The sequence below is a fragment of the Flectobacillus longus genome (genome assembly GCF_030056705.1).
Classification (GTDB): domain Bacteria; phylum Bacteroidota; class Bacteroidia; order Cytophagales; family Spirosomataceae; genus Flectobacillus; species Flectobacillus longus.
Window position 1 is genome coordinate 138700 of sequence record NZ_JASHIC010000015.1, and the last position, 22472, is coordinate 161171.

Annotated in this window: 12 protein-coding genes; 7 read left to right on the plus strand and 5 right to left on the minus strand. The window is 38.4% G+C overall.

Annotation, left to right across the window (positions count from 1 at the left end):
- Positions 1-596: 596 nt before the first annotated feature.
- Positions 597-4706 (minus strand): hybrid sensor histidine kinase/response regulator transcription factor, encoded by a 4110-nt coding sequence (locus QM491_RS12760; RefSeq protein ID WP_283327878.1) that lies wholly within the window; start codon positions 4704-4706, stop codon positions 597-599.
- 202 nt (positions 4707-4908) lie between these two features.
- On the opposite strand from QM491_RS12760, the gene QM491_RS12765 reads away from it, so the two are divergent.
- From QM491_RS12765 to galA, 6 genes are all read left to right on the plus strand, one after another.
- Positions 4909-6855 (plus strand): SusC/RagA family TonB-linked outer membrane protein, encoded by a 1947-nt coding sequence (locus QM491_RS12765; protein WP_283327879.1) that lies wholly within the window; start codon positions 4909-4911, stop codon positions 6853-6855.
- Positions 6819-7895: a TonB-dependent receptor domain-containing protein gene (locus QM491_RS12770; RefSeq protein ID WP_374761256.1), complete on the plus strand. Its 1077-nt coding sequence runs from the start codon at positions 6819-6821 to the stop codon at positions 7893-7895. Before QM491_RS12765 ends, QM491_RS12770 begins: the two co-directional genes overlap by 37 nt.
- A 10-nt stretch (positions 7896-7905) precedes the next feature.
- The gene (locus QM491_RS12775; protein WP_283327881.1) at positions 7906-9513 is read left to right on the plus strand and encodes a RagB/SusD family nutrient uptake outer membrane protein; all 1608 of its coding nucleotides are present in this window, start codon (positions 7906-7908) and stop codon (positions 9511-9513) included.
- Positions 9514-9865: 352 nt separating this feature from the next.
- Positions 9866-10924, plus strand: coding sequence for a SusE domain-containing protein (locus QM491_RS12780; protein ID WP_283327882.1), 1059 nt, complete (start codon positions 9866-9868; stop codon positions 10922-10924).
- Between the two features lie 191 nt (positions 10925-11115).
- Positions 11116-12159, plus strand: a complete 1044-nt coding sequence (locus tag QM491_RS12785; protein ID WP_283327883.1) for a glycoside hydrolase family 53 protein — start codon at positions 11116-11118, stop codon at positions 12157-12159.
- Positions 12160-12577: 418 nt separating this feature from the next.
- Positions 12578-15994, plus strand: a complete 3417-nt coding sequence (galA, locus tag QM491_RS12790; protein WP_283327884.1) for a beta-galactosidase GalA — start codon at positions 12578-12580, stop codon at positions 15992-15994.
- A gap of 509 nt (positions 15995-16503) precedes the next feature.
- Here galA and QM491_RS12795 read toward each other — a convergent pair.
- From QM491_RS12795 to QM491_RS12805, 3 genes are all read right to left on the minus strand, one after another.
- On the minus strand, positions 16504-17925 hold the full coding sequence (locus tag QM491_RS12795; RefSeq protein ID WP_283327885.1) for an amidohydrolase family protein: 1422 nt from the start codon (positions 17923-17925) through the stop codon (positions 16504-16506).
- Between the two features lie 41 nt (positions 17926-17966).
- The gene (locus QM491_RS12800) at positions 17967-18566 is read right to left on the minus strand and encodes a DUF6000 family protein (protein WP_283327886.1); all 600 of its coding nucleotides are present in this window, start codon (positions 18564-18566) and stop codon (positions 17967-17969) included.
- A gap of 187 nt (positions 18567-18753) precedes the next feature.
- Complete coding sequence (locus QM491_RS12805) at positions 18754-19686, minus strand: alpha/beta hydrolase (RefSeq protein ID WP_283327887.1); 933 nt, start codon at positions 19684-19686, stop codon at positions 18754-18756.
- 240 nt (positions 19687-19926) lie between these two features.
- Between QM491_RS12805 and QM491_RS12810 the strand changes: the two genes are divergently transcribed.
- Positions 19927-21759 carry a gamma-glutamyltransferase family protein gene (locus tag QM491_RS12810; RefSeq protein ID WP_283327913.1) on the plus strand — a complete coding sequence of 611 codons (1833 nt, stop codon included), beginning with the start codon at positions 19927-19929 and terminating at the stop codon, positions 21757-21759.
- A gap of 75 nt (positions 21760-21834) precedes the next feature.
- Here the strand turns inward: QM491_RS12810 and QM491_RS12815 are convergent, their stop codons facing one another.
- The gene (locus QM491_RS12815; protein WP_283327888.1) at positions 21835-22467 is read right to left on the minus strand and encodes a hypothetical protein; all 633 of its coding nucleotides are present in this window, start codon (positions 22465-22467) and stop codon (positions 21835-21837) included.
- Positions 22468-22472 lie beyond the last annotated feature (5 nt).

Below are 22472 nucleotides of genomic sequence, written 5' to 3' on the forward strand. Positions count from 1 at the left end.
GATGTTTTATAATAAGATTTAGTCATTTTGAAGAACGAATTAATAGGATAAAGACGAACTTAAAATGAGAATTTTGGCAAGATAGCATTTGCTTTGAAATAGGAAAGAAGGATATGTTGAGTGGTTGTATAGTTTGATATGAGGGGTTAGGGGTTAGGGGTTAGGGATTAGGCAACAAGGGGTTAGGGGTTAGGCACATAGTAGCAAAGGCACAAAGGCACAATGTGGTTAGGGGGTAGGGTTCAGGGGATAGGGGTTAGATAGATATAAATGAGCGGAGTGGTTAGGCACATAGTAGCAAAGGCACAAAGGCACAAAGTGGTTAGGGGATAGGGTACAGGGAGCAGGTACAAAAGAGTAAAGGAAAGATGCTAGTGGAGAGGCATAAAGGGTGAAGGTATAAATGAGCAAACACACATTGAATTTTATCCTAAAAAACACTATGTGCCTTTGTTCCTCCCCGCCAGTTCGATAACTCCTATCCCCAAAAACCTCCTTGCCTAGTCCTTAACCACTTTGTGCCTGTTCCCTGAACCCTAACCACTCCGTACCTTTGCTCCTTTGTGCCTCCCCTTAACCCCTCCTTTCCTAATCCCTCACCCCTTCAACTCTTTCAAAAACTGCATTGGGGTTTTACCAAACTCATTTTTGAAAGCTTTGGTAAAATAGGATTGAGTTTGAATACCTACACGATACATGACTTCAGCGATAGGCATTTGTTGCTCAGTCATGAGTTGAAGGGCAGTTTTCAAACGAATACTTCTAATAAAATCGCCAATGGGCTGACCTGTCAACTCTTTTACTTTGGTGTAAAGTTTGGTACGACTCATGCCGATTTTATTACAAATCAGCTCGATATTCATTTCTGGGTCTGAAAGATTTTCATGAATAATTTGTAGAAAATCATTCAAAAATGCTTGGTCTTTTTCTTCGTCTATCTGTTGGATTTTTTCTGATAGCTGCGCATAACCATATTTCTCTTTCAATTTCTGGCGTTGACTGAGAATATTTTTGAGCGTTTGGGTAAGAATATCGATACTGAGTGGCTTGGCAAAATAATAGTCTGCCCCCGAAGCAACCCCTTCTAATTGCGCATCCGAGGCAGATTTGGCAGTCAGCATCAAAAAAGGAATATGATTGAGAAGTGGATCGGTTTTGAGCTTTTTACAAAATTCAACCCCATTCATAACAGGCATCATCACATCGCTGATAACCACATCTGGATGGTGTCGTTTGGCTTGTTCGTATCCAATTTGTCCATTTTCAGCCTCTACAATTTGATAGTCGTTTTGTAGCGCATCTTTCAAAAATGTTCTCAGTTCATCATTATCATCCACGATTAAGATTTTGGAGGTGGAAGCTTGTGGTAATGACGAATTTGACGGTATTTCTGGCTCAGTAAATTGACTTTCCAATGAATTTGAAAGACTTTCTAGTCTGATTTGAGTTCTATTTCTCAGCCATTTTTCATGTTCAAGATAGTCTTTTTCCCCCGAAGGAATACCAATCAACATTTCTGTACCAGCATCACGTGCGCTACTTACCCAAATCGAACCTTTGTGTAATTGTGTCAAACTTTTGACAAATGCCAAACCGATACCTGAGCCAATATGTGACTCTGTGGTACGATAATAACGCTCAAAAAGTTGAGAAATAGATTCCTGAGAAATACCAATTCCTTGATCCGCCACGCGGAGATATAGCATTTGAGAACTGGTAAAACCATTGGTAATGCGCAACTGAGACTGATATTGAGGTTGAAAATTATCTAAGTTTTCCAATATTTGTATCTCAATCTTTTTGCCGTTGGAGGTATATTTAAAGGCATTGCTAAGGAGATTTATCGCAATTTTTTCCAAAATCTGTCTATCAAACCATTGCGTTTGTGGAGAAGATGTAGGAATAATCCTGAAATCGATTCCTTTTTCTGTCGCCAAATCTTGAAACTCTTCTGCTATTTCCGTCAGGAAAATATTGATATTTCCTTGCATAACATGCAATTGCAAAGCGCCAGATTCTACTTTTCGGAAATCCATTAATTCATTGGTCAATGCCAATAATCGCTTGGCGTTTCGCTGAATCATATCATAATAGGGAAGAGCTAAAGGACTAGGAAAATCCTTTTTGAGCTTATCCAGTGGACCCAATATTAAGGAAAGTGGGGTTCGTAATTCGTGTGATATATTGGTAAAAAACTGTAATTGATCCTGATGAAGCTCTTCTTTTTGCTGTTCCTTTAGTTGCTGAATTGCCATACGTCTCCGAAACTGATAAAAAGTGCGTATGCCCGTCAGCATCAGAATAAAAGCGATAGCCCTAAACCACCAAGTCGCCCAAAATGGCGGATGAACTATGACTTCTAAAGTGGTCACTTCGGGATTCCAGACACCATCATTATTAGAGGCTTTTACCATAAAAGTATAATTCGCAGGGCTTACATTCGTGTATGAAGCTCTATTTTCGGATCCTGCTATAATCCAATCTTTATCCCAACCCTCTAGTTTGTAAGCATACTGATTATTTTCTGAAGCGGTAAAATTTAGCGCTGCGAAATCAATCGAAAAAGTATTCTGTTTATGACTTAGCTCTAGTGTTTTGAGATAGCTAATATCCTCTTCCAAAGGCGAATCTTTACCAACGCTTACTTTCTTATTGAAAATTTGTAGACTGGTTAAATAAATAGGAGGGATGTAGCTATTGTTGGAAATTTTGTGAGGATAAAAAGTATTGAAGCCTTTTACACCGCCAAAATAAATCTGCCCGTCTTTGGTACGAAGAGCCGCATTAGGTTCAAATTCCAATCCTTGCAGACCATCGGCAGAGTTATATTGCTGAATTTGAAGATTTTGTGGGTTCAGTTTAGTAATGCCATTCGAACTAGAAATCCATAGATTGTCCTCGTCGTCTTGAACAATTCCTTTGATAAAATCCTCCGACAAATGGGTTTTGCTCGTGAATAGCTTGAACTGTTGCTCTTTTTCATGCCATAAATATAGACCTCGATGTCCTACCCAAATGCGCCCTTGTCGGTCTACAAAAATGATTCGAATGTCAGGCTTTTTTGAATCTTTATGGAAATAGTGTGAAAAAACACCTGTCTGTGGGTCAAGACAATTGAGCCCGCCGTCATCTGTTCCAATCCATATTCTTCCTCGTAAGTCTTGGTTCAAACAAATAATATTGTTGCCCAATAACTGGGATTTTCGATTTTTCCCATAAAGAATTTTTACAAACTTTCCATCAGGTAAATACTGATACAAACCGCCATAATAGGTAGCAATCCAAAGACGTTGCTGACGGTCTTCGAATACCTGTTGCACGTAATTCGAGCCGAGGGAGTTTGGGTTATTTTCTTGCTGTAAAAATCGTTTGAAACTACGAGAACCATTTTCTAGTAAACTCAATCCGCCTCCCCAAGTCGCAATCCAAAGACGTTTTTGATGGTCTTGAGTCAAACCTAAAATTTCGTTTGAACTAATACTATTTGCCTGAAAAGGATTATGCTTGAAATGCTCAAAGGTTTGAGTGTTTTTATGAAAAAGATTCAATCCTCCTCCGTCTGTCCCGACCCAGATATCCCCAGAGGAGTCCTCACAAAAAGCGCGTACATCATTATAGCTCAAACTATTTTCGTTAGGTTGTTGACGAAATAGCTGAAACTTTTGAACTTGAGACATATACAAATTAATACCTCCTCTATGCGTGCCAATCCATAAATTTCCTTGGTTGTCTTCGAACAAGGCTGAGATGGTTCTTTGACTTAAACTTTTGGGATTTTCGGGACGAGGCTGATAATTTGTAAAATGACCCGTAAGCGGTTCGAATAGATTGAGTCCCCCGTTGATACAACCTATCCATATTTGTTTTTTATGATCGACCCAGATGGATTTTACCAAATTATTCGCCAGTGAATAGGGATTAAAATCTTGTTGAATAAAGTGTTTTTTCAATCCCAAACGATAATTGAAACTTATTAAGCCTTGACCATTTGTTCCTATCAATAAATTTCCTTGTGCATCTTGTGCGAGACAATTGACGGTAGGTCGAGAGCCAGTAATAGTTTCAGTATATTGAAAATGTCCATTGTGAGGCTCAAAAAAATATAGTCCCTTGTCTGTGCCAACCCAGTAGTTGTTTTCTGTGTCTTGATAGAGACTTGTAATGGCAATTTGCCCCTGTGTAGATTTATTCAAGAAATACTTTTTAAACGAGTTTTCCCCATTCCAAAGATTTAAAATACCTCCTTGAGTTCCTATCCAAAGTTGTCCTTTATGGTCTTTTAATAGAGAAGTAATCGCATTATTTCCAAGACTATTCGCATTTTCTTTTTGATAAAAAAAACGCTCAAAAGTATTTTTCTTTTCATCCAAACGATTCAGTCCATCAATCGTTCCTATCCAAATATTTCCTTGAGAATCCTCCGTTATAGCAGTGACAAAATTGTCACTCAAACTAAATGGATTGTTCGATTCATTTTTATAAACCACAATATGTTTGCCGTCATAACGGTTGAGCCCGTCTCTAGTACCAATCCAAATAAATCCCCTTTTGTCCTGATAAATACATTCGATGGTACTATTGGAAAGTCCTTGCTCTATATTGATATGCTTGAAGGACATATCCCATTTTTGTCCCATAATTATTTGACTGGGCAAACATAATAATAGGATATTTCCAAGAATGAATAAAATGAATCTTTTTGACATATATGACTGATTGATTTCAAGACCAAAAGATAAAAATAGTTATTCTAAAGTAAGGCATTTTTACCTAGAATGATTCACAGAGCCCATATTTGGAACGATAGCGACAAAGTTTGGAACGATAGCACAAATAATTACCTGAAAGCCTATATAATTTTGACTTTGAAAATATTTTATAGTACTATATTGATAAAAAAAGTCAAAAATGAGAAAATGTTTATGGTATTCTGTCTTGACAATACTGTGTACGCTAAGCAGTATTTTTGCTTATGCGCAAGACAAATTAATTACAGGTCGTATAACAGATGCTTCAGACGAAGCGCTGCCCGGAGTGAGTATTTCAGTTAAAAATAAAAAGACTGCTACTATCTCTGATGCCAAAGGTGAATACAAAATTAAGGCTAGTATAGGGGATATATTAGTATTTAGTTCGGTTGGTTATGTTAAAGTTGAAAAATCGGTTTCTGCCCTTACCTCTTTAAACATAAGTTTGGTAGCAGATAACACGTCCTTAGAGGAGGTCGTTGTAGTGGGCTATGGGACAAGTCGTAAAAAAGATTTGACAGGTTCAGTAACCTCTATTACCTCCAAAGATTTCCAAACGGGTGCGATTACTACACCAGAGCAATTGATTTCGGGCAAAGTGCCAGGGGTTTCAATTATCTCTAATAGCGGTCAGCCCGGTACAGGTAGTACGATTCGTATTCGTGGAGGGTCATCGTTGAGTGCGAGTAATAATCCTTTGATTGTGATAGATGGTGTACCTTTAGAAGGAGAAGGAGGCATTGCGGGTGCATCCAATCCATTGAGTTTTATCAATCCCAATGATATTGAAACTTTTACCGTTTTGAAAGATGCTTCAGCGGCAGCCATTTATGGAACACGTGCTTCAAATGGCGTTATCATTATTACTACAAAAAAAGGAAAAAGCGGAGCTTTACGCATTAATTTTTCTTCTGTAAACTCTCTTTCTACCGTTGCTAAACAAGTAAGTGTTTTGAGTGCAGACCAGTTTCGTACAATCGTAAGTGAAAAAGGAACGGCCGCTCAAAAAGCTCTAATAGGTACAGCTAATACCAATTGGCAAGATGTGATTTATCAGACAGCCCACATGACTGATAACAATTTGAGTATTGGTGGTGAAGTTGCAAAATTGCCTTATCGTATTTCATTAGGATTCCAAACACAGTCAGGGGTATTGAAGACGGATAAATTACAACGTACTTCTATCGCATTATCCTTAAATCCTACTTTTTTTAATAACCATTTAAAGGTCGATTTAAGTTTGAAAGGCTCACTTCAAAAATCAAGATTCGCAAATTTAGGTGCGATTGGTGCTGCTGTCAGTTTTGACCCAACGCAACCCGTTTATGCAACAGTAAATCCCCAACGTTTTGGCGGCTATTTTGAATGGCTTGACCGTAACTCACCAACAGGTTTGATGAATTTGGCAGGACGCAACCCTCTCGGAATGTTGGAGCAACGTTTTGATGAAGGTACGCCACAACGTAGTATTGGCAATATCCAGTTTGATTATAAATTCCATTTTCTTCCAGCATTACGTGCTAACCTCAACTTGGGCTATGATGTGTCTAAAGGCGAAGGTACCGTGTATGTATCCGACAGCTCAGCCATTGGATATGTCGTAGGTGGCAAAGGCGGAACTAACAACATCTACAAACAAACTAAGCAAAATACCTTATTAGAATTTTACCTCAACTATGTCAAAGATTTACGCTTCCTCAAAAGTCGTGTAGATGTGATGGCAGGTTATTCATACAATAATTACCTAACCACCAATTATAATTACGCTAGCTATACCGCTAGTGGCGAAAAGTACCCGAACACAGACCCCGCTTTTCCTTTTGACAAACCAGAAAATACCTTGATTTCATTTTTTGGTCGTGCTAACTATTCGGTCAACAACCGATATTTCTTGACAGCTACGCTTCGTCGTGATGGGTCGTCGAGATTTGCACCAGCGAATCGTTGGGGTCTTTTCCCATCCATTGCCTTGGCTTGGGATTTGAAAGAAGAAGGAATTTTTGCGAAAAATGAAACATTATCTACCCTAAAACTTCGTGCAAGTTATGGTGTGAGGGTCAGCAGGATGGTATCGGAAACTATGATTACTATTCTTATTATGCCTTAAGTGCGCCAAATGCCGCTTATCAGTTTGGTAATAGTTATTATCAAGGTTACCGACCAGGAGGATTTTATGCGAATCGTAAATGGGAAGAAACTGCTTCGACAAACCTTGCTATCGATTACGGTTTTTGGGATGGACGTGTAAAAGGTAGCGTTGATATTTATGTAAAAAAGACCAAAGACTTATTGAACAATATTCCACAACCTGCTGGGGCTAACTTTTCGGCTTATATCGTTGCCAATGTCGGAAGCATGGAAAATAGAGGGGTGGAATTTAGTGTGAGCACACAAATTATTCGCAAGCGTGAGTTGACTTGGAATTTAGATTTTAATGCGACTTACAACGAAAACAAAATCACCAATCTTACGGTAGTACCAGGCGACCAAAACTATGTTGGTTTCCCTTCAGGTGGAATTGCAGGTGGTATTGGAGGACAGTTTGCTTTCATCAACTCGGTGGGTTATTCTCGAAATACTTTCTATTTGTACAAGCAAGTTTATGATGCTAATGGAAAACCGTTGGAAGGCGTCTTTGTAGACCAAAATGGTGATGGCGTGATCAACCAAGATGATTTGTATCGTGGAAAAAGTTCAGAGCCAAAAGTATTCTTTGGCTTGAGTAGTTCACTCAATTACAAGCGTTGGAATTTGGGAGTTGTGATGCGCTCGTCGGTGGGTAATTATGTGTACAATAACAACTACAGTCAAAGTGGCGTACAAAACCAAATTTTAGGTAATAATGTCCTGTACAATGCTTCAACGAACTATTTGACAACAGGATTCAAAGGAAATAGCCAACAATTGTTGAGCGATTATTATATCCAAAATGCCTCATTTGTGCGTATGGACAATGCGAATTTGAGCTATGATTTGGGTAAAATTATGAAAAATAGCAATGTCAATTTACGTCTCAATGCCAGTGTTCAAAACGTATTTGTGATTACCAAATACACAGGACTTGACCCAGAAGTAGCTTCGGGTATCGACAGCAATTTGTATCCTCGTCCACGCACATTCTCTTTAGGTTTGAACTTTGATTTTTAAAGATAATTCCATGAAAATTTCCTATATAAAAATAACGCTTGGCGCTTTTTTACTAAGTATCGGTACATCCTGCACAAGCGATTTGGATTTACTACCAACAAATGATATTACTTCTGAAACAGTTTACAAAACACCTCAAGGATACAAGCAAGGTCTCGCAAAAGTATATGCAGCCTTTGCTTTGACTGGTAATTCAGGTGGAACGGGTAGCCCAGATATTCCTTCTCAAATTATTGCTGATGAAGGGAACTCCGATTTCTTGCGTTTATATTGGAACTTACAAGAAATCACCACCGATGAAGCTGCTTGGACTTGGCAAAATGATGCGGGAGTAAAAGGGCTAAAAGAAATGTCTTGGTCGGCAATTAACCCTATTGTTAATGGTTTGTATTATCGCTCGTTTTTTCAAATTACGCTTTGTAATGATTTTATTCGCGAGTCGTCCGATGCTAATTTGAGCAAAAGAGGTATTACTGGAACCGATGCAGATAATATCAGAAAATATCGTGCTGAGGCTCGTTTTATTAGAGCTTATCAATATTGGGTTTTGATGGATATGTATGGGAATCCGCCTTTTGCCACAGAAAACGATGCGATTGGCACAACTATTCCGAAGCAAATTCAGCGTAAAGATTTATTCAACTATATCGAATCTGAGTTGAAGGCTATCGAAAACGATTTGATTGCACCGGGACAGAACGAGTATCCACGTGCTGAAAAATCAGCGGCTTGGGCATTGTTGTCACGTTTGTATCTTAATGCAGAAGTGTACACAGGAACACCTAAGTATACTGACGCTATTACCTATTGTAACAAGTTGAGAGATGCGAATTATGGTTTGCATACCAATTATCGTGAGTTGACCATTGCTGATAATCATTTGAATACCAAGGAAAATATTTTCATGATTGCTTACGATGGTACCAATACCCAAAACTGGGGTGGAACTACCTATTTGACCCACGGACAAGCGGCTTTACCAGGGGATTTGTCAGGAACAAATGGCAACTGGGGTGGCTTGCGTCACTCGCAAAACTTTGTGAGTTTATTTGTTGACCCTTCTGGCAGTACAGATGTGCGTGCTCAGTTTTATACGACTGGTCAAAACAAAGAAATGTCAGATTTGTACACAGGAACGGACGGTTATTCTTCTTCAAAATACAGAAATAAAACTCGTTCAGGAGCAAAAGCCCCTCATCAAGATTTGGCAGGAAACTTTGTTGATATTGATTTCCCTCTTTTCCGTATGGGAGAAATCTATTTGACGTATGCCGAAGCTGTGTTACGTGGAGGAACGGGTGGCGATTTGAGTACGGCTTTGTCGTTGGTAAACCAATTACGTACTCGTGCCTACAATGGGAAAACAACGGGCAATATTGTGACCAATCAGTTAACGTTGGATTTTGTTTTAGACGAAAGAGGTCGTGAATTATACTATGAGGCACAACGTAGAACCGATTTAGTTCGCTTCAAAAAATTTACAACAGGAGCATACCTCTGGGCTTGGAAGGGCGGTACTGTAAACGGTCGCTCGGTGGAGGATAAATACAATATCTTCCCGATTCCTGCTAATGACCTTTCTTCAAATCCAAACCTTGTTCAGAATAAAGGATACTAAGTAGTAGTGCTGAATGATGAGTTATGAATTGTGAATGTAAAATTTTACATATCAATATCTTACATTTTCAATTGGATAGATTACATGTTGCAGAATTATTTAGAGATTGGAATACTTAAACTATTGCGGATTTAGGATTTTTGATTTCGGAAGTTTTGGATTATTCTAAAATATGATACACTTCCGAAATCTCACATCCGATATGGATAATGACCTAGTTCTAGACTTGGTCTCGGACTAGCCTTTGTTTCAGTTTATAAACTGAATTAGAAAATAAGTCCAAGACTAAGTCTTGAACTAGTAATTTTTTGAACAGAAAAAATCAATTTTGGTATTTCTAAATAGAAATTCAATGAAAAAAATCATACAATATCTCTTTTTGGGCTTGTTTTTGCAAAGTCTTGTGGCTTGCGAAAATGACGAAGTAAAAACCTATATGAGTGCTCAGACACAAGCACCTAAACTGACCTCAACTCAAACCAACTATGTGTTATCGGCAAATACAGCTAATGATACTACTGTATCTTTGACATGGGCTCGTTCGGATTATGGTTTTAGTGCTGCCTCAAAATATACCTTGCAAATTGCCAAAGCAGGAACCAACTTTGCAGCGCCTAAAGAGATTAGTTTAGGAAATGCAACTTCATTCAAATACACTACCGCAGATTTTAACCAGTTGGCAATTTTACAAGGTCTCAAACCAAGTGCCGCGGGACAACTCGAAATTCGTGTAAAATCGAGTATTTCTGAATCGGTAGCGGATTTGTATTCAAACACATTAACCGTCTCAGTTACGCCATATATCGTCATAATCAATTATCCATCGCTTTGGGTAGCGGGAGATTTTCAGGGCTGGAATCCAGCGACGGCTCCAAAAATTTCATCAAGAAATTCGAATGGTATTTATGAAGGATATGTTTGGATATCGGGTGGGACGAGACAATTTAAACTGACCAGTCAACCAGATTGGAATGGCATTGCTTACGGTTGGGCGAGTAGCACAACCACTGGTACAGACGTAGCAGGTACGATTAATACAAGCGGAGGAAACTTGTTTGTTCCAGTAGACGGTTATTTCTTAATCAAAGCAAATACCAATACCAACACATGGAGTGCAACCAAAACGACATGGTCTATCATTGGAGATGCGCCAGAAGGTTCAAATTGGTCAAATGATATTCCGATGCAATTTGATGCGACCAAAAATGTTTGGAAAGTAACCACTAAACTCAATGTAGGTAGTTTGAAATTTAGAGCCAATAGCGGTTGGACTATCAATTTGGGCGATACTGGTGCCGACTTGAGTCTTGAGTATGATGGAACAGACTTTAAAATTCCAGCAAACCTGACAGGAACAAGAACCATTACCCTTGATTTGAAAGCTGGGAATTATACTTATTCGATTGAATAGAAAATTGGTAAGGCATAAAATTGAGATTTCTGCCTACTGGTTTAACCAATGTTTTGTTTTAATTACAAGTGCTGAGTTGTGGATGTAAAATTCTGATAATCTTAAAATTACATTCACAATTCACCACTCACAATTCAGCATTTATACTTACCTATCCTGAATTTTACATAATTAAAAATTAATATCCTCTCATGAACTTAAAACGCTATTTTCATTTTTTGATGGCTTCGGTATTGCTCATTTCTTGTAGCAATAATACACCAACACCTGTTGAACCAACGCCTGTTACACCAGTAGCATCTACTTTTGCCAAGGGCGCAGATATTAGTTGGATTACCGAAATGGAAACCAAGGGAATCAAATTCTATAACGCTTCTGGTACTCAAATGGAAGGAATGGCTTTGATGAAGTCCTTGGGAATGAATACCATTCGTTTGAGAGTTTGGGTAAATCCATCGCCAGCCTATAATGATAAAGCCGATGTGGTGGCAAAGGCGATTCGTGCCAAAAATTTGGGAATGCGTATTATGATTGATTTTCATTATAGCGATAACTGGGCTGACCCTGGCAAACAAGCAAAACCAGCCGCTTGGGAAAGTTTGGATTTAGCAGGACTAAAAACAGCGATTGCCAATCATACCACAGATGTGCTAAATGAACTCAAAAAGAATAATGTTACACCTGAATGGGTGCAAGTGGGCAACGAAACCAACGACGGAATGCTATGGCCAACGGGTCGTGCTTCGACGAATATGAGCAGTTTTGCGCAAATGATTAATGCTGGATACGATGCTGTGAAGGCAGTTTTCCCACAAGCAAAAGTCATCGTTCACTTGGCAAATGGTTATGATAATAGCCTCTTTCGTTGGATGTTTGATGGCTTAAAGTCTAATGGTGCGAAGTATGACGTCATTGGTATGTCGTTATATCCAACTTGGGCCAATTCGACTTGGCAGGTGGCTAACCAAAATTGTTTGAATAACATGAATGATATGGTTTCTCGCTACGGTAAAGAAGTAATGATTGTAGAAATTGGTATGCATTGGGATCAGGCTACCGAGTGTCAATCTTTTATCAAAGACATTATTACAAAAACGAAATCTGTTTCAAGTTCGAAAGGCTTGGGCGTTTTGTACTGGGAACCACAAGCTTATAACCATTGGGTGGGTTATACTTTAGGGGCATTTGATAATTCAGGAAAACCTACCATTGCGCTTAATTCGTTTGCTGACTAAGGGGTTACAAATTTGAAGATTTGAAAATTTGAAGATTTGAAAATGCGTATGAGAGTATGTTTCCATCCATGGTCAGTGCCCCACAGACCAACTTGCGACAGTAAAACTCTCGTATAACGGTTTGAAGTAAGTAAAAGTAGTCGAGTGAGACACTCGCCACGGATCTTAGGTTTATCTTCCCATCCATGGTCAGTGTCCCACTGACCAACTTGCGACAGTAAAACTCTCGTATAACGGTTTGAAGTAAGTAAAAGTAGTCGAGTGAGACACTCGCCACAGATCTTAGGTTTACCTTTAACACGAATTTAGTTTTCAAATTAACAACATTACTATTTCTTAAGCGGTGATTCTGCTTATCGGTTGAATAAATTCACCCGTGATGAGAAAGTTTAAACAGCTTTTTTTATAAAACTATTTTATGCAAAAACTAAAAACTTATCTATTCAAACTGACTTTTGCCTTGGCGATTGTCGCTTTGATTCAGAAATCTACTTTATCCCAAAACCCAAGAATAAAGACTAATTTTGATAAAGATTGGCGTTTTCATTTGGGGCATTTCTCAAATCCTGAAAAGGATTTTAATTATGGTCTGACAAACCTTTTTTACAAATCTGGTTCGGCTGTGAATACTGCGATTGACCCAAAATTTGTAGATTCTACATGGACAAAACTTAACTTGCCTCATGATTGGGTTGTGACATTACCTTTTGTCAAATCCGAAGATTCTCATGTCGAATCACATGGCTTCAAACCTGTAGGTGGGCAATTTCCTGAGACATCTATCGGCTGGTATCGTAAACATTTTAGTTTAACCCCTGCCGATTCGGGAAGTCGTTATTCTATTCAATTTGATGGTATTTATCGTGATGCCAATGTTTGGATTAATGGCTTTTATCTAGGAAATAACAAGAGTGGTTATTTAGGAGCTTCGTATGACATCACCGATTTTTTGAATTTTCATAAAGACAATGTTGTCGTAGTTCGTGTAGACGCTTCTCAATACGAAGGCTGGTTTTATGAAGGAGCAGGTATTTATCGTCATGTATGGCTAAATCGCTATCAAAATGCTCATATTCAAGAAGATGGCATTTTTGCTTATTCAGAGATAGCAGGTAATAAGGCGAATGTGAAAGTAGAAACAACTTTCAAAAATGAAGATTATAAGTCTGACAACCTGACTATTACAAGTTATTTGTTGGATAGAAACGGTAAAGTAGTTGCCAAATCTCCAGAACAAGCTTTTACCTTGAAGGCTCAAGAAGAGAAGATGGCAAGCCAAGCCTTCAGCATCGCTAATCCTCGTCTTTGGTCGTTAGAAGACCCATATTTATATAAGGTGAAAGTTGAATTGAAATCGCAAGGTAAAGTGGTTGATCAACAGCAATTTAGATTTGGAATTCGTACCATAGATATAAAACCCAATGGTGTATTTGTGAATGGAAAGCACGTGAAAATTTTGGGAACTAACAACCACCAAGACCACGCAGGAGTAGGTAGTGCTATGCCAGATTATTTGCAATATTACCGTATCAGTTTATTGAAAAATATGGGTTCGAATGCCTACCGAGCTAGTCACCATGCACCAACTCCTGAATTGATTGAGGCTTGTGATAGTTTGGGAATGTTACTATTGGACGAACAACGATTGTTGAATAGTGGTACAGAATATATGAATCAGTTTGAAAGACTGATAAAGCGAGACAGAAATCATGCTTCGGTATTTTTGTGGAGCATAGGCAACGAGGAGGGGTGGATTCAGAAAAATACGTTTGGAAAAAGAATTGCTTTGACTTTGTTAGCCAAACAAAAACAACTAGACCCGACTCGAACTTCTACTTATGCAGCCGACTTGGCAAATCATTTTTCAGGCGTAAACGAAGTGATACCTGTGCGTGGCTTCAACTATCGTCAGTTTGCTGTTGAAGACTATCATAAAGACCATCCAACTCAGCCGATTATTGGCACAGAAATGGGCAGTACAGTTACGACAAGAGGGATTTATGAAAAAGATACCATCCGTGGCTATGTACCAGACCAAGATATTACAGCACCTTGGTGGGCAAGTACAGCCGAAGAATGGTGGAAGTTAGCGGCTAACAATGACTTTTGGTTAGGCGGTTTTATCTGGACAGGTTTTGATTATCGTGGAGAGCCAACTCCTTATCGCTGGCCAAATATCAGTTCGCATTTTGGGGTAATGGATGTATGTGGCTTTCCTAAGAATATCTATTATTACTATCAAAGTTGGTGGACAGACAAAGATGTCTTGCATATAGCGCCACATTGGAATTGGCAAGGAAAAGAAGGACAACCTATCGATGTTTGGGTCAATAGCAATGCCGATGAGGTAGAGCTATTCTTGAATGAAAAATCTTTGGGTAAAAAAGCCATGCCACGTAATGGACATTTGAATTGGACTGTGAATTACACTGCTGGAAAATTGGAAGCCATAGGTTGGAAAAAAGGTAGAAAAATTACCGCAAAAGTCGCGACTACAGGTTTACCTTACGAAGTTGTCGTGACGCCATACAAAACTACTGCTATTGCTGATGGAAAAGATGTAAGTATCATCAATATTTCAGTGATAGACAAGGAAGGTCGTGAAGTGCCTAACGCCGATAATTTGATTAAGTTTAAACTTAAAGGCGATGCAAAAATCATTGGAGTTGGTAATGGAGACCCAAGTAGCCATGAACCAGACCAATGCGCCGATGGTATGTGGCAACGTAATTTGGTTAATGGAAAATGTCAGGTAATTGTACAAATGGGTGAAAATCCAAGTATGATTCAGTTTGAAGCATTGGCAACAGGCTTATATTCAGGTGGAACAGATATTTTGACCGTTTCACCTCAAAAAATAGCGCAAGTAAGTATTGACCCAACATACCAACTTAAGCCAGAAGCCAAAAAGTCAGCGCCAATCGATAAAATGCTGGGAGCAGATATTTCTTTTTTGCCAGAATTAGAGGCAAAAAATATCAAGTTTTCTGACAAAGGTGTTGAAAAAGATGCCATCCAAATCTTGAAAGATCATGGATTTAACTATGTTCGTTTGAGAATTTTCCATAATCCTGCACAGCCAAAAGGCTATTCTCCGACAAAAGGATTTTGTGATTTGGCACATACCAAAGAAATGGTAAAACGTGCCAAAGCGCTAGGCATGAAAGTATTGCTTGATTTCCATTATTCAGATTATTGGGCTGACCCAGGCAAACAGTTTAAGCCTTTTGCTTGGGAAGGAAAGAACTTTTCAGACCTCAAAAAATCATTGTATGACTACACTTACGAAGTAATGGAGGCGCTAAAGGCACAGGGAACTTTACCCGATATGGTTCAAGTAGGTAATGAAATCAATCATGGCTTAGTTTGGCCAGAAGGTAGTTTCGCTAACACTGACCAATTGGCGCAACTTATCAATGCAGGCACTTCGGCTGTGAAGGCGGTGGCTCCGCAAACGATTATGATGTTGCATGTGGCTTTGGGCGGACAACATCATGAGTCTGTTCAATTTATTGATAATATGTTGGCGCGAGGTGTTCATTTTGATGTGATTGGAGAATCCTATTATCCAAAATGGCACGGAACTATCGAAGATTTACGAGACAATCTCAGTAACCTGATTGAGCGCTACAACAAAGATGTTATTGTGGTAGAATACTCACAAATGAAAAATGAAGTCAATCAAGTGGCTTTTAATTTGCCCAAGGGAAAAGGTAAAGGAACTTGTATTTGGGAACCACTAAATACTTGGGAAGCTATTTTTGAAAAAGACGGAAAAGCCAATCATCATTTGGCAACTTATGATGAAATAAGTAAACAGTTTTTGTTGAAGTAATGATTGAAGTTAGTGGGCAAAATAAAATTCAACTTTTGGGATTAATGCATAAAGCTTACAGACTATAGCGTATTAATGCAATTTTATTTTGCCCACTAACTTAAGTATGAGTGCTGAATTGTGAGTGATGAGTTTTGAATGTAATTTTATGATTACTAATGTTTTATCTCATTAATTTATTAAATCTTATTTTGCATACTTACTTAAGTAATCGTGCAGAATAAGATTTAAGTTATGTGTTTAGGCACTAGGCAACAGGCACAAGGCACAGAGTGTTAAAATGTTTTTTAATAACCACAGCCATGCTTTTTCCAAAGCCCACCGCCGAAAGCCGTTACCTGAAAGCCCAAAGCCCAATCTTAAATTTTACCCGCTTTAAGCTCTAGGCTTTATGCCGTAGGCTAAAAGTTAAAAGTGTTTCTGATGAAATCATGGTTGCATTTTTGCTTAATGCCTACAGCTTACAACCTAATGCGTAATAATGCAATTTTATTCTGCATGATTGCATGTCAAAAACTCTTTCTTTTTTTCCAATCAAATTCATCTTTTCCTTGGTTGGCTTTATGGTGTTTTTCAGTATTTAATAACATTTGTTGCAACGACTTTTGGTTGACCCATCGGCCATTGATGAATACACCTGCAATCTTTCTGGTGTTGGCTATATCATCCAAAGGATTGGCATCGAGTAGGAGAAGGTCTGCCATTTTGTCTTTTCCGACTGTACCGATTTTATCTTCTATGCCCAACCACTGTGCAGGTAATCTGGTAGCAGAAACCAGAGCCTCCTCAGGACTTAGTCCAGCCTTTACGAGCAATGCTATTTCGTCATGCAACGAAAATCCCCAAATAACGCCAGAAACGCCTGCATCTGTCCCTGTCACAATTGGCACTTTTGCCTCCTTAAAAGCTTTGATCAAGAGTTGATGAAATATTACCATACTGTCTATTCTTGTAATACGTTTGGTATCTGTTTCACGATTGTAATTGTTAGAAAGCAACCATTTGCTTTGCATAAGTGGAGGTACATATTTGAGCAAAGGCGAATTTTTGATGCTGTCAAGCGAATGGGTTTGTTGAGCAATGCGAACCATTGTAATGAGCGTAGGAGTGAGCCATGTACCATTTTCTTTGGCCAATTGAGCAAAGCGTTGCGCATCTGAGAAGCTAAAACTTTTACTTTGCTTAGAAAATTCTTCGGCATGGGCGACTAAACTATAATTTGGAATAAAAGCTTCTGCTAGTTTTCCTCTAAATACATTAGGGATATGTCCAACCACCTTCATACCTTGCTTTTGTGCTTCCTGAACAATCGCATTAAACGTCGCTTGATTTAGTCCAGAATAGACTTTAATAAACTCATACCCTTGAGCTTTGGCAATTCTTACCGTTTGCTTGCCTTCTTCAGGTGTATTAGCAATATTACCAGAACCTTCTCCGCCATCAATCAAAAAAGCCAATGCGATACGAGGTCCTATGATATTTCCTTTTATGATTTCATTGCGTTGTCCAAAATGCTCAACACGTGCGCTTAACTCCAAAACAGTGGTAATGCCATTGGCTAAATAAAGACTCATAAAGTCTTGATTGTCGGTAAAAAGTGTAGCGCCTTTGGTGGGATAATTGGTACTAAAATTTATATCAGCCAAATTATGTACGTGCATATCAACTAGTCCAGGAAGTAACCATTTTCCTTTTCCTTCGATAATAGTGGCGTTCTTAGGAATGACGTCATTAATAGCGACTATTTTTCGATTTTGGATGATAACTGTAGCGTTGTTTATCAATTCATTTGACGCTGTCATCGGAATAATATTGACATTCCGAATAGCGTAGATTGGCATGGAAGTAGGAATCACTTTGGCACTTTGACATGATTCGATCCAACATTGGAGAATGCAAAGTAGTAAGATAGTGTAGTGTTTGAGATTCATGAGTTAGAGGGTAATTAAGGTTTAGATGACAAGTTACTTTGTTAGTATAATAACAAATCTTGAATATCCTTAATATGCTGCATGCAACTTTCAAAATGCTTCTGTGCTTTTACTAACTTCCGTAATTTTTTATCTTCAGAAAAATTAATCCATTGAGAAAGCAGAGATTGTATTTTTGTTGGTTCCAAATAGGCAAGGGCACACATAGCATCTATTGAGTCGTTATAGCAATCTTTTGGGGTTAAATGAAATTCAAGATATTGAGATAGTACATTTTTTGCATTGGGCGTATCCAAACTAGCTAAAGCCAGACAATAGCTTTTGCCTACATAAACGAGCTTGTTACTTAGTAACAAGTTCCCAATGAGCACATCCAATCCATTGAAGCATCTAATTGCACAAATATTTGCGCCTGATAATCTTGTACGCCAATCATAATTGCACAACAGTTGGTACGCCATAGCTTCTGTAGTTTCTTTGGATGCTAAAGCTAAGGCGATATGGTCAGATTCTGTGAGCTTTGTAAAGTCTAAGTCGAAAAAAGGAAATGACTTTTCTAACACTTCATCAGAGAGTTCGTGTTCTAAGATTGGAATATTTACTTCAGGAAATAAAGGTTTTTTTATTGGTAATTCAGACATAAAGAATGACATTCAAGTATTTGGAAAGATACGAGAATGTCAATTAAAAAAGATTATTCTTCCCAAAAATTACCATCAATTTGATACTTAAAGATTTCTCCACTATGGAAGCTTTTCACCACTAGGGTGTACAATTTCAGACTACCAAAGTATTAAAGCAGTCTGCCTTTGCGCTTCCAATTTTTCTTTACTTTTTTAATAAAAACTCAAAAGGCAAATGGAGTCTTTTAGCCCAAGCTTTTTCGCTATGATCTTCGCCTTCAAATTGGAGAGTTTCCCAGTTATTTGAGGTAAATCCTTTTTTTCGCATCAACTCATCGACCTTGGCTTGATGTTTAGGATAAAAAGCATCTAGGGTTGCTGTCCCAAAATCAAAATAGATTTTGTGCGTTTGAGGCTGAGGAAGGTGAGAATCCATATATTTCAAAAATGCCTCAGGAATTGGATTATTGGTGTCAGAGAAGATACCAATCCAATGGGTAGAAAGACAAGCCGCACCCCAAAAAATCTCGGGGTATTCACAAATCGCATACATCGAAATCAGCCCGCCCATGCTACTGCCAGCGATAAAAGTGTTAGCACGGTCTTTTTTTACCGAGAAGTGCTGGTCAATATAAGGTTTTAATTCTTTGACCAAAAATCTTAGATAATTGTCAGAAACTGGCTGAAAGTTTTCCTCTGTTCTTCCTATTTTCTTAAGTTCGTTTGTAACAAAAACTTTCTGATTTGGGCTGAGTGATTCGTAAGGCTTTTGAGGAAAATAATCAGGATGGCGTGTTGCGCCGCCATTCCAGATTCCAACTATAATAAAATCTTTGGTTTTATGAGCATTCATCAACTTTGTGGCTACCTCATCCGCTTGCCAATCCTGCTTATTCCAAGTAGTGGTACTGTCAAACAACATTTGACCATCGTGCATATACAGCACAGAATACTTTTTTTGACTACCATAACCCTCTGGAAGCCATATATCTATATTTCGAGAGGAAATGAATTTAGAAGAGAAATTCTCTATCCGAACAATTTTGCCAGATGAAACATGTGGTGCAGGCGTTTGAGACATAACTGAAAGAGTGCTCGATAAGAAAAGCAATAAGATGTAAAAGTTTTTGAGTATCATATCTTGAGTTGTTTTCTGTAAAGGAAATCAATTTTTTCTCAGACGATGTTCCACTTTATAATTATAGGTGTCACTTTCTGAAGGGTGAACCCTTTATGATCGCTTTAGTCCCTCAAAGCCTGTTATTTGTCGTAAAAAGCAGAATTTGTTTGTCTTCTTTTTAGTCAGCGATTATTTTTAATAGACAATCAACAAAACACATTTTTCATGAAAAATACTTTACGAATTGGAATCGCTATCATGTTGCTTTGTACCAAATCCTTCGGACAAGCCTTTAATAATCTCCCTGTACTTACACAAAAACCTCCATTACATGGAAAACATTGGATGGCAGTTACAGGAAAACCTCTAGCTGCCACCGCAGGAGCTATGACCTTTTCGAAGGGAGGTAATGCCATTGATGCTGCTTGTGCAATGCTTGCCGCTACTTGTACCATGTGGGATGTACTGAGCTGGGGTGGTGAAACACAGGCCTTGATTTATAATCCTAAGACTAAAAAAGTGATTGCTATCAATGCGCTTGGGGTAGCGCCAACTGGAGCTACGGCAGATTTTTTCAAGAATAAAGGCATGAAATATCCACCCGAATTTGGTGCTTTGGCAGCGGTTACGCCTGGTACGCCTGGAGGATTGATGACCATCTTGGCTGAATATGGTACTATGTCGCTCAAGGACGTATTGGCACCTGCTATGCAAATGGCAGAAGGGTATCCGATTGAGGCTCAAACTGCCAATTCAATCGAAAAAGCGAAGGAGCAAATCAAACAATGGCCGTATTCAAAAAGGGTATTTTTGCCTCATTTGGGTGCTAAATACGAAGCTCCAGAAGCAGGTGAAATATTTGTACAAAAAGATTTGCTTGAGACCTTACACAAATTGGTGAAGGCAGAACAGCAGGCTTTGGCAAAAGGAAAATCTCGTAAGGAGGCTATATATGCTGCTTATGATGTTTTCTATAAAGGTGAAATAGCCAAAGAATTTGTGAGAGGTTGTCAAAAGCAAGGTGGTTTGATTACCGAACAAGATTTGGCGAACTGGAAAGTAAAAATCGAAGAACCAACGATGACGACTTACAGAGGTATCGAGGTGTACAAATTACAACAATGGACACAGGGACCAGCCATGCTTCAAACCTTGAATATCTTAGAAAACTTCGATTTGAAAAGTATGGGGTATAACTCTACTCGCTATATTCATACTTTGTATCAGGCTATGAATTTAGCCTTTGCTGACCGTGATTTCTATTATGGAGACCCTGCTTTTGCACCCGAAGAACCGATGAAAGGCTTGCTTTCGAAAGAATATGCCAAAGAGCGTAGTAAGCTTATCAACCCAGAAGCAAATGACCCTAAAATTGGTCCGGGCGACCCTTATCCTTTTGAAGGGAAGATTAATCCTTATCAGGATATTTTGAAAACTTGGATGGGAGCAAGCACTTTTTCTCCTAAAAATAATGCAACATATAATACTCAATTTGAGGAGGATTTTACCGCTGGAACAACTTCCGTGGAGGCTGCTGATGCCGAAGGTTGGGTGATTTCGATGACGCCAAGTGGTGGATGGGTTCCTGCATGTATTGCGGGCAATACAGGTGTTGGTATGAGTCAGCGTATGCAGGCATTCGTGCTAGACCCGAAAGAAAACCCTTTCAATGTAGTTGAACCTGGCAAGCGCCCACGTGTGACCCTGACGCCAAGTATGGCTTTGAAAGATGGGAAGCCTTATTTATCATTTGCCAAACAAGCAGGCGATGAACAAGATCAGTTGTTATTGCAGTTTTTCTTGAATATGGCAGAATTTGACATGACAGTTCAGGAAGCTTGCGAAGCGCCTAGTTTTAAAACATTACAGATGTATTCTAGTTTTGGAAAACACGAACGAATCAATGGAGGTTTGACGCTCAATGAAGCAACTCCAAGTTGGACTCGCAAAGATTTGGGACGAATGGGGTATAAAATCAACTATCAAGAGCGCACGAGTGGTCCTATCAATGCCATTTATTTCGACTGGAAACATAAAAGTTTCTGGGGAGGCTCTAGTAATCATGGTGAGGATTATGGAATAGGTTGGTAGATTAGGGGTAAGGTGGAATTGGGAATAGTTTTGTAGAGTAAATTCTTTCACTCTACAAAACTATTTTAAAAATGCTTACTCTTTGATACCTTCAAAATGAGGAATATTTTCTAATTTCTGAACATTCTTGTATTTTCTTAAATACTCTAAAAGTTTAATTACTAATTTAAGTTGTGAATGCGGTATGTTTATAATTTCTTTTATGCTTTCTTGTCTAATTTTATTTTCAATTATTTCATGTATATGTTTTTTAATATCATGGCTGTCTTCTAATTCTGAAATAAAAATTTGTTCAACCATTTTGTAGAAAATACTCTCCTGTTCAATATTTTTAACTTCAGATAAATTGATTTCGAGAATTTTATTTAAGTGTGAAATATTTGCTAGTGCATAAGGTGAAACCAAAGTATCTAAAATCTCATTTCCAGCTTCTAAAGAAATTTCATCTACGCCACATTCTACTAAAATTGCCTCTTGACTAAGTAATTTTTTTGTTATTTCATCAAGTGTTTCTTTAAGCTGTAATTTTGATTCTGCTGTAATCCCTAAAGTTGCAAGACCGTAAGGCATAGTCTTGCCTTTAAATCGACCATAAGTTGCAGTTTCACCACATTCTGCAAGAATTTTTAAATCTAGCTGTGCTTTTTTTTTCAACTTATTTGGGGAAAATTCCTTTCCCGCAAATACTATATCTATGAAGTAAGTCATTTGTC

Excerpts from the sequence above, each read along its gene's own strand:
- QM491_RS12760 (WP_283327878.1), bottom strand. The coding sequence starts at position 4,706 with ATGTCAAAAAGATTCATTTTATTCATTCTTGGAAATATCCTATTATTA.
- QM491_RS12765 (WP_283327879.1), top strand. The coding sequence starts at position 4,909 with ATGAGAAAATGTTTATGGTATTCTGTCTTGACAATACTGTGTACGCTA.
- QM491_RS12775 (WP_283327881.1), top strand. The coding sequence starts at position 7,906 with ATGAAAATTTCCTATATAAAAATAACGCTTGGCGCTTTTTTACTAAGT.
- QM491_RS12780 (WP_283327882.1), top strand. The coding sequence starts at position 9,866 with ATGAAAAAAATCATACAATATCTCTTTTTGGGCTTGTTTTTGCAAAGT.
- QM491_RS12785 (WP_283327883.1), top strand. The coding sequence starts at position 11,116 with ATGAACTTAAAACGCTATTTTCATTTTTTGATGGCTTCGGTATTGCTC.
- galA (WP_283327884.1), top strand. The coding sequence starts at position 12,578 with ATGCAAAAACTAAAAACTTATCTATTCAAACTGACTTTTGCCTTGGCG.
- QM491_RS12795 (WP_283327885.1), bottom strand. The coding sequence starts at position 17,925 with ATGAATCTCAAACACTACACTATCTTACTACTTTGCATTCTCCAATGT.
- QM491_RS12800 (WP_283327886.1), bottom strand. The coding sequence starts at position 18,566 with ATGTCTGAATTACCAATAAAAAAACCTTTATTTCCTGAAGTAAATATT.
- QM491_RS12805 (WP_283327887.1), bottom strand. The coding sequence starts at position 19,686 with ATGATACTCAAAAACTTTTACATCTTATTGCTTTTCTTATCGAGCACT.
- QM491_RS12810 (WP_283327913.1), top strand. The coding sequence starts at position 19,927 with ATGTTGCTTTGTACCAAATCCTTCGGACAAGCCTTTAATAATCTCCCT.
- QM491_RS12815 (WP_283327888.1), bottom strand. The coding sequence starts at position 22,467 with ATGACTTACTTCATAGATATAGTATTTGCGGGAAAGGAATTTTCCCCA.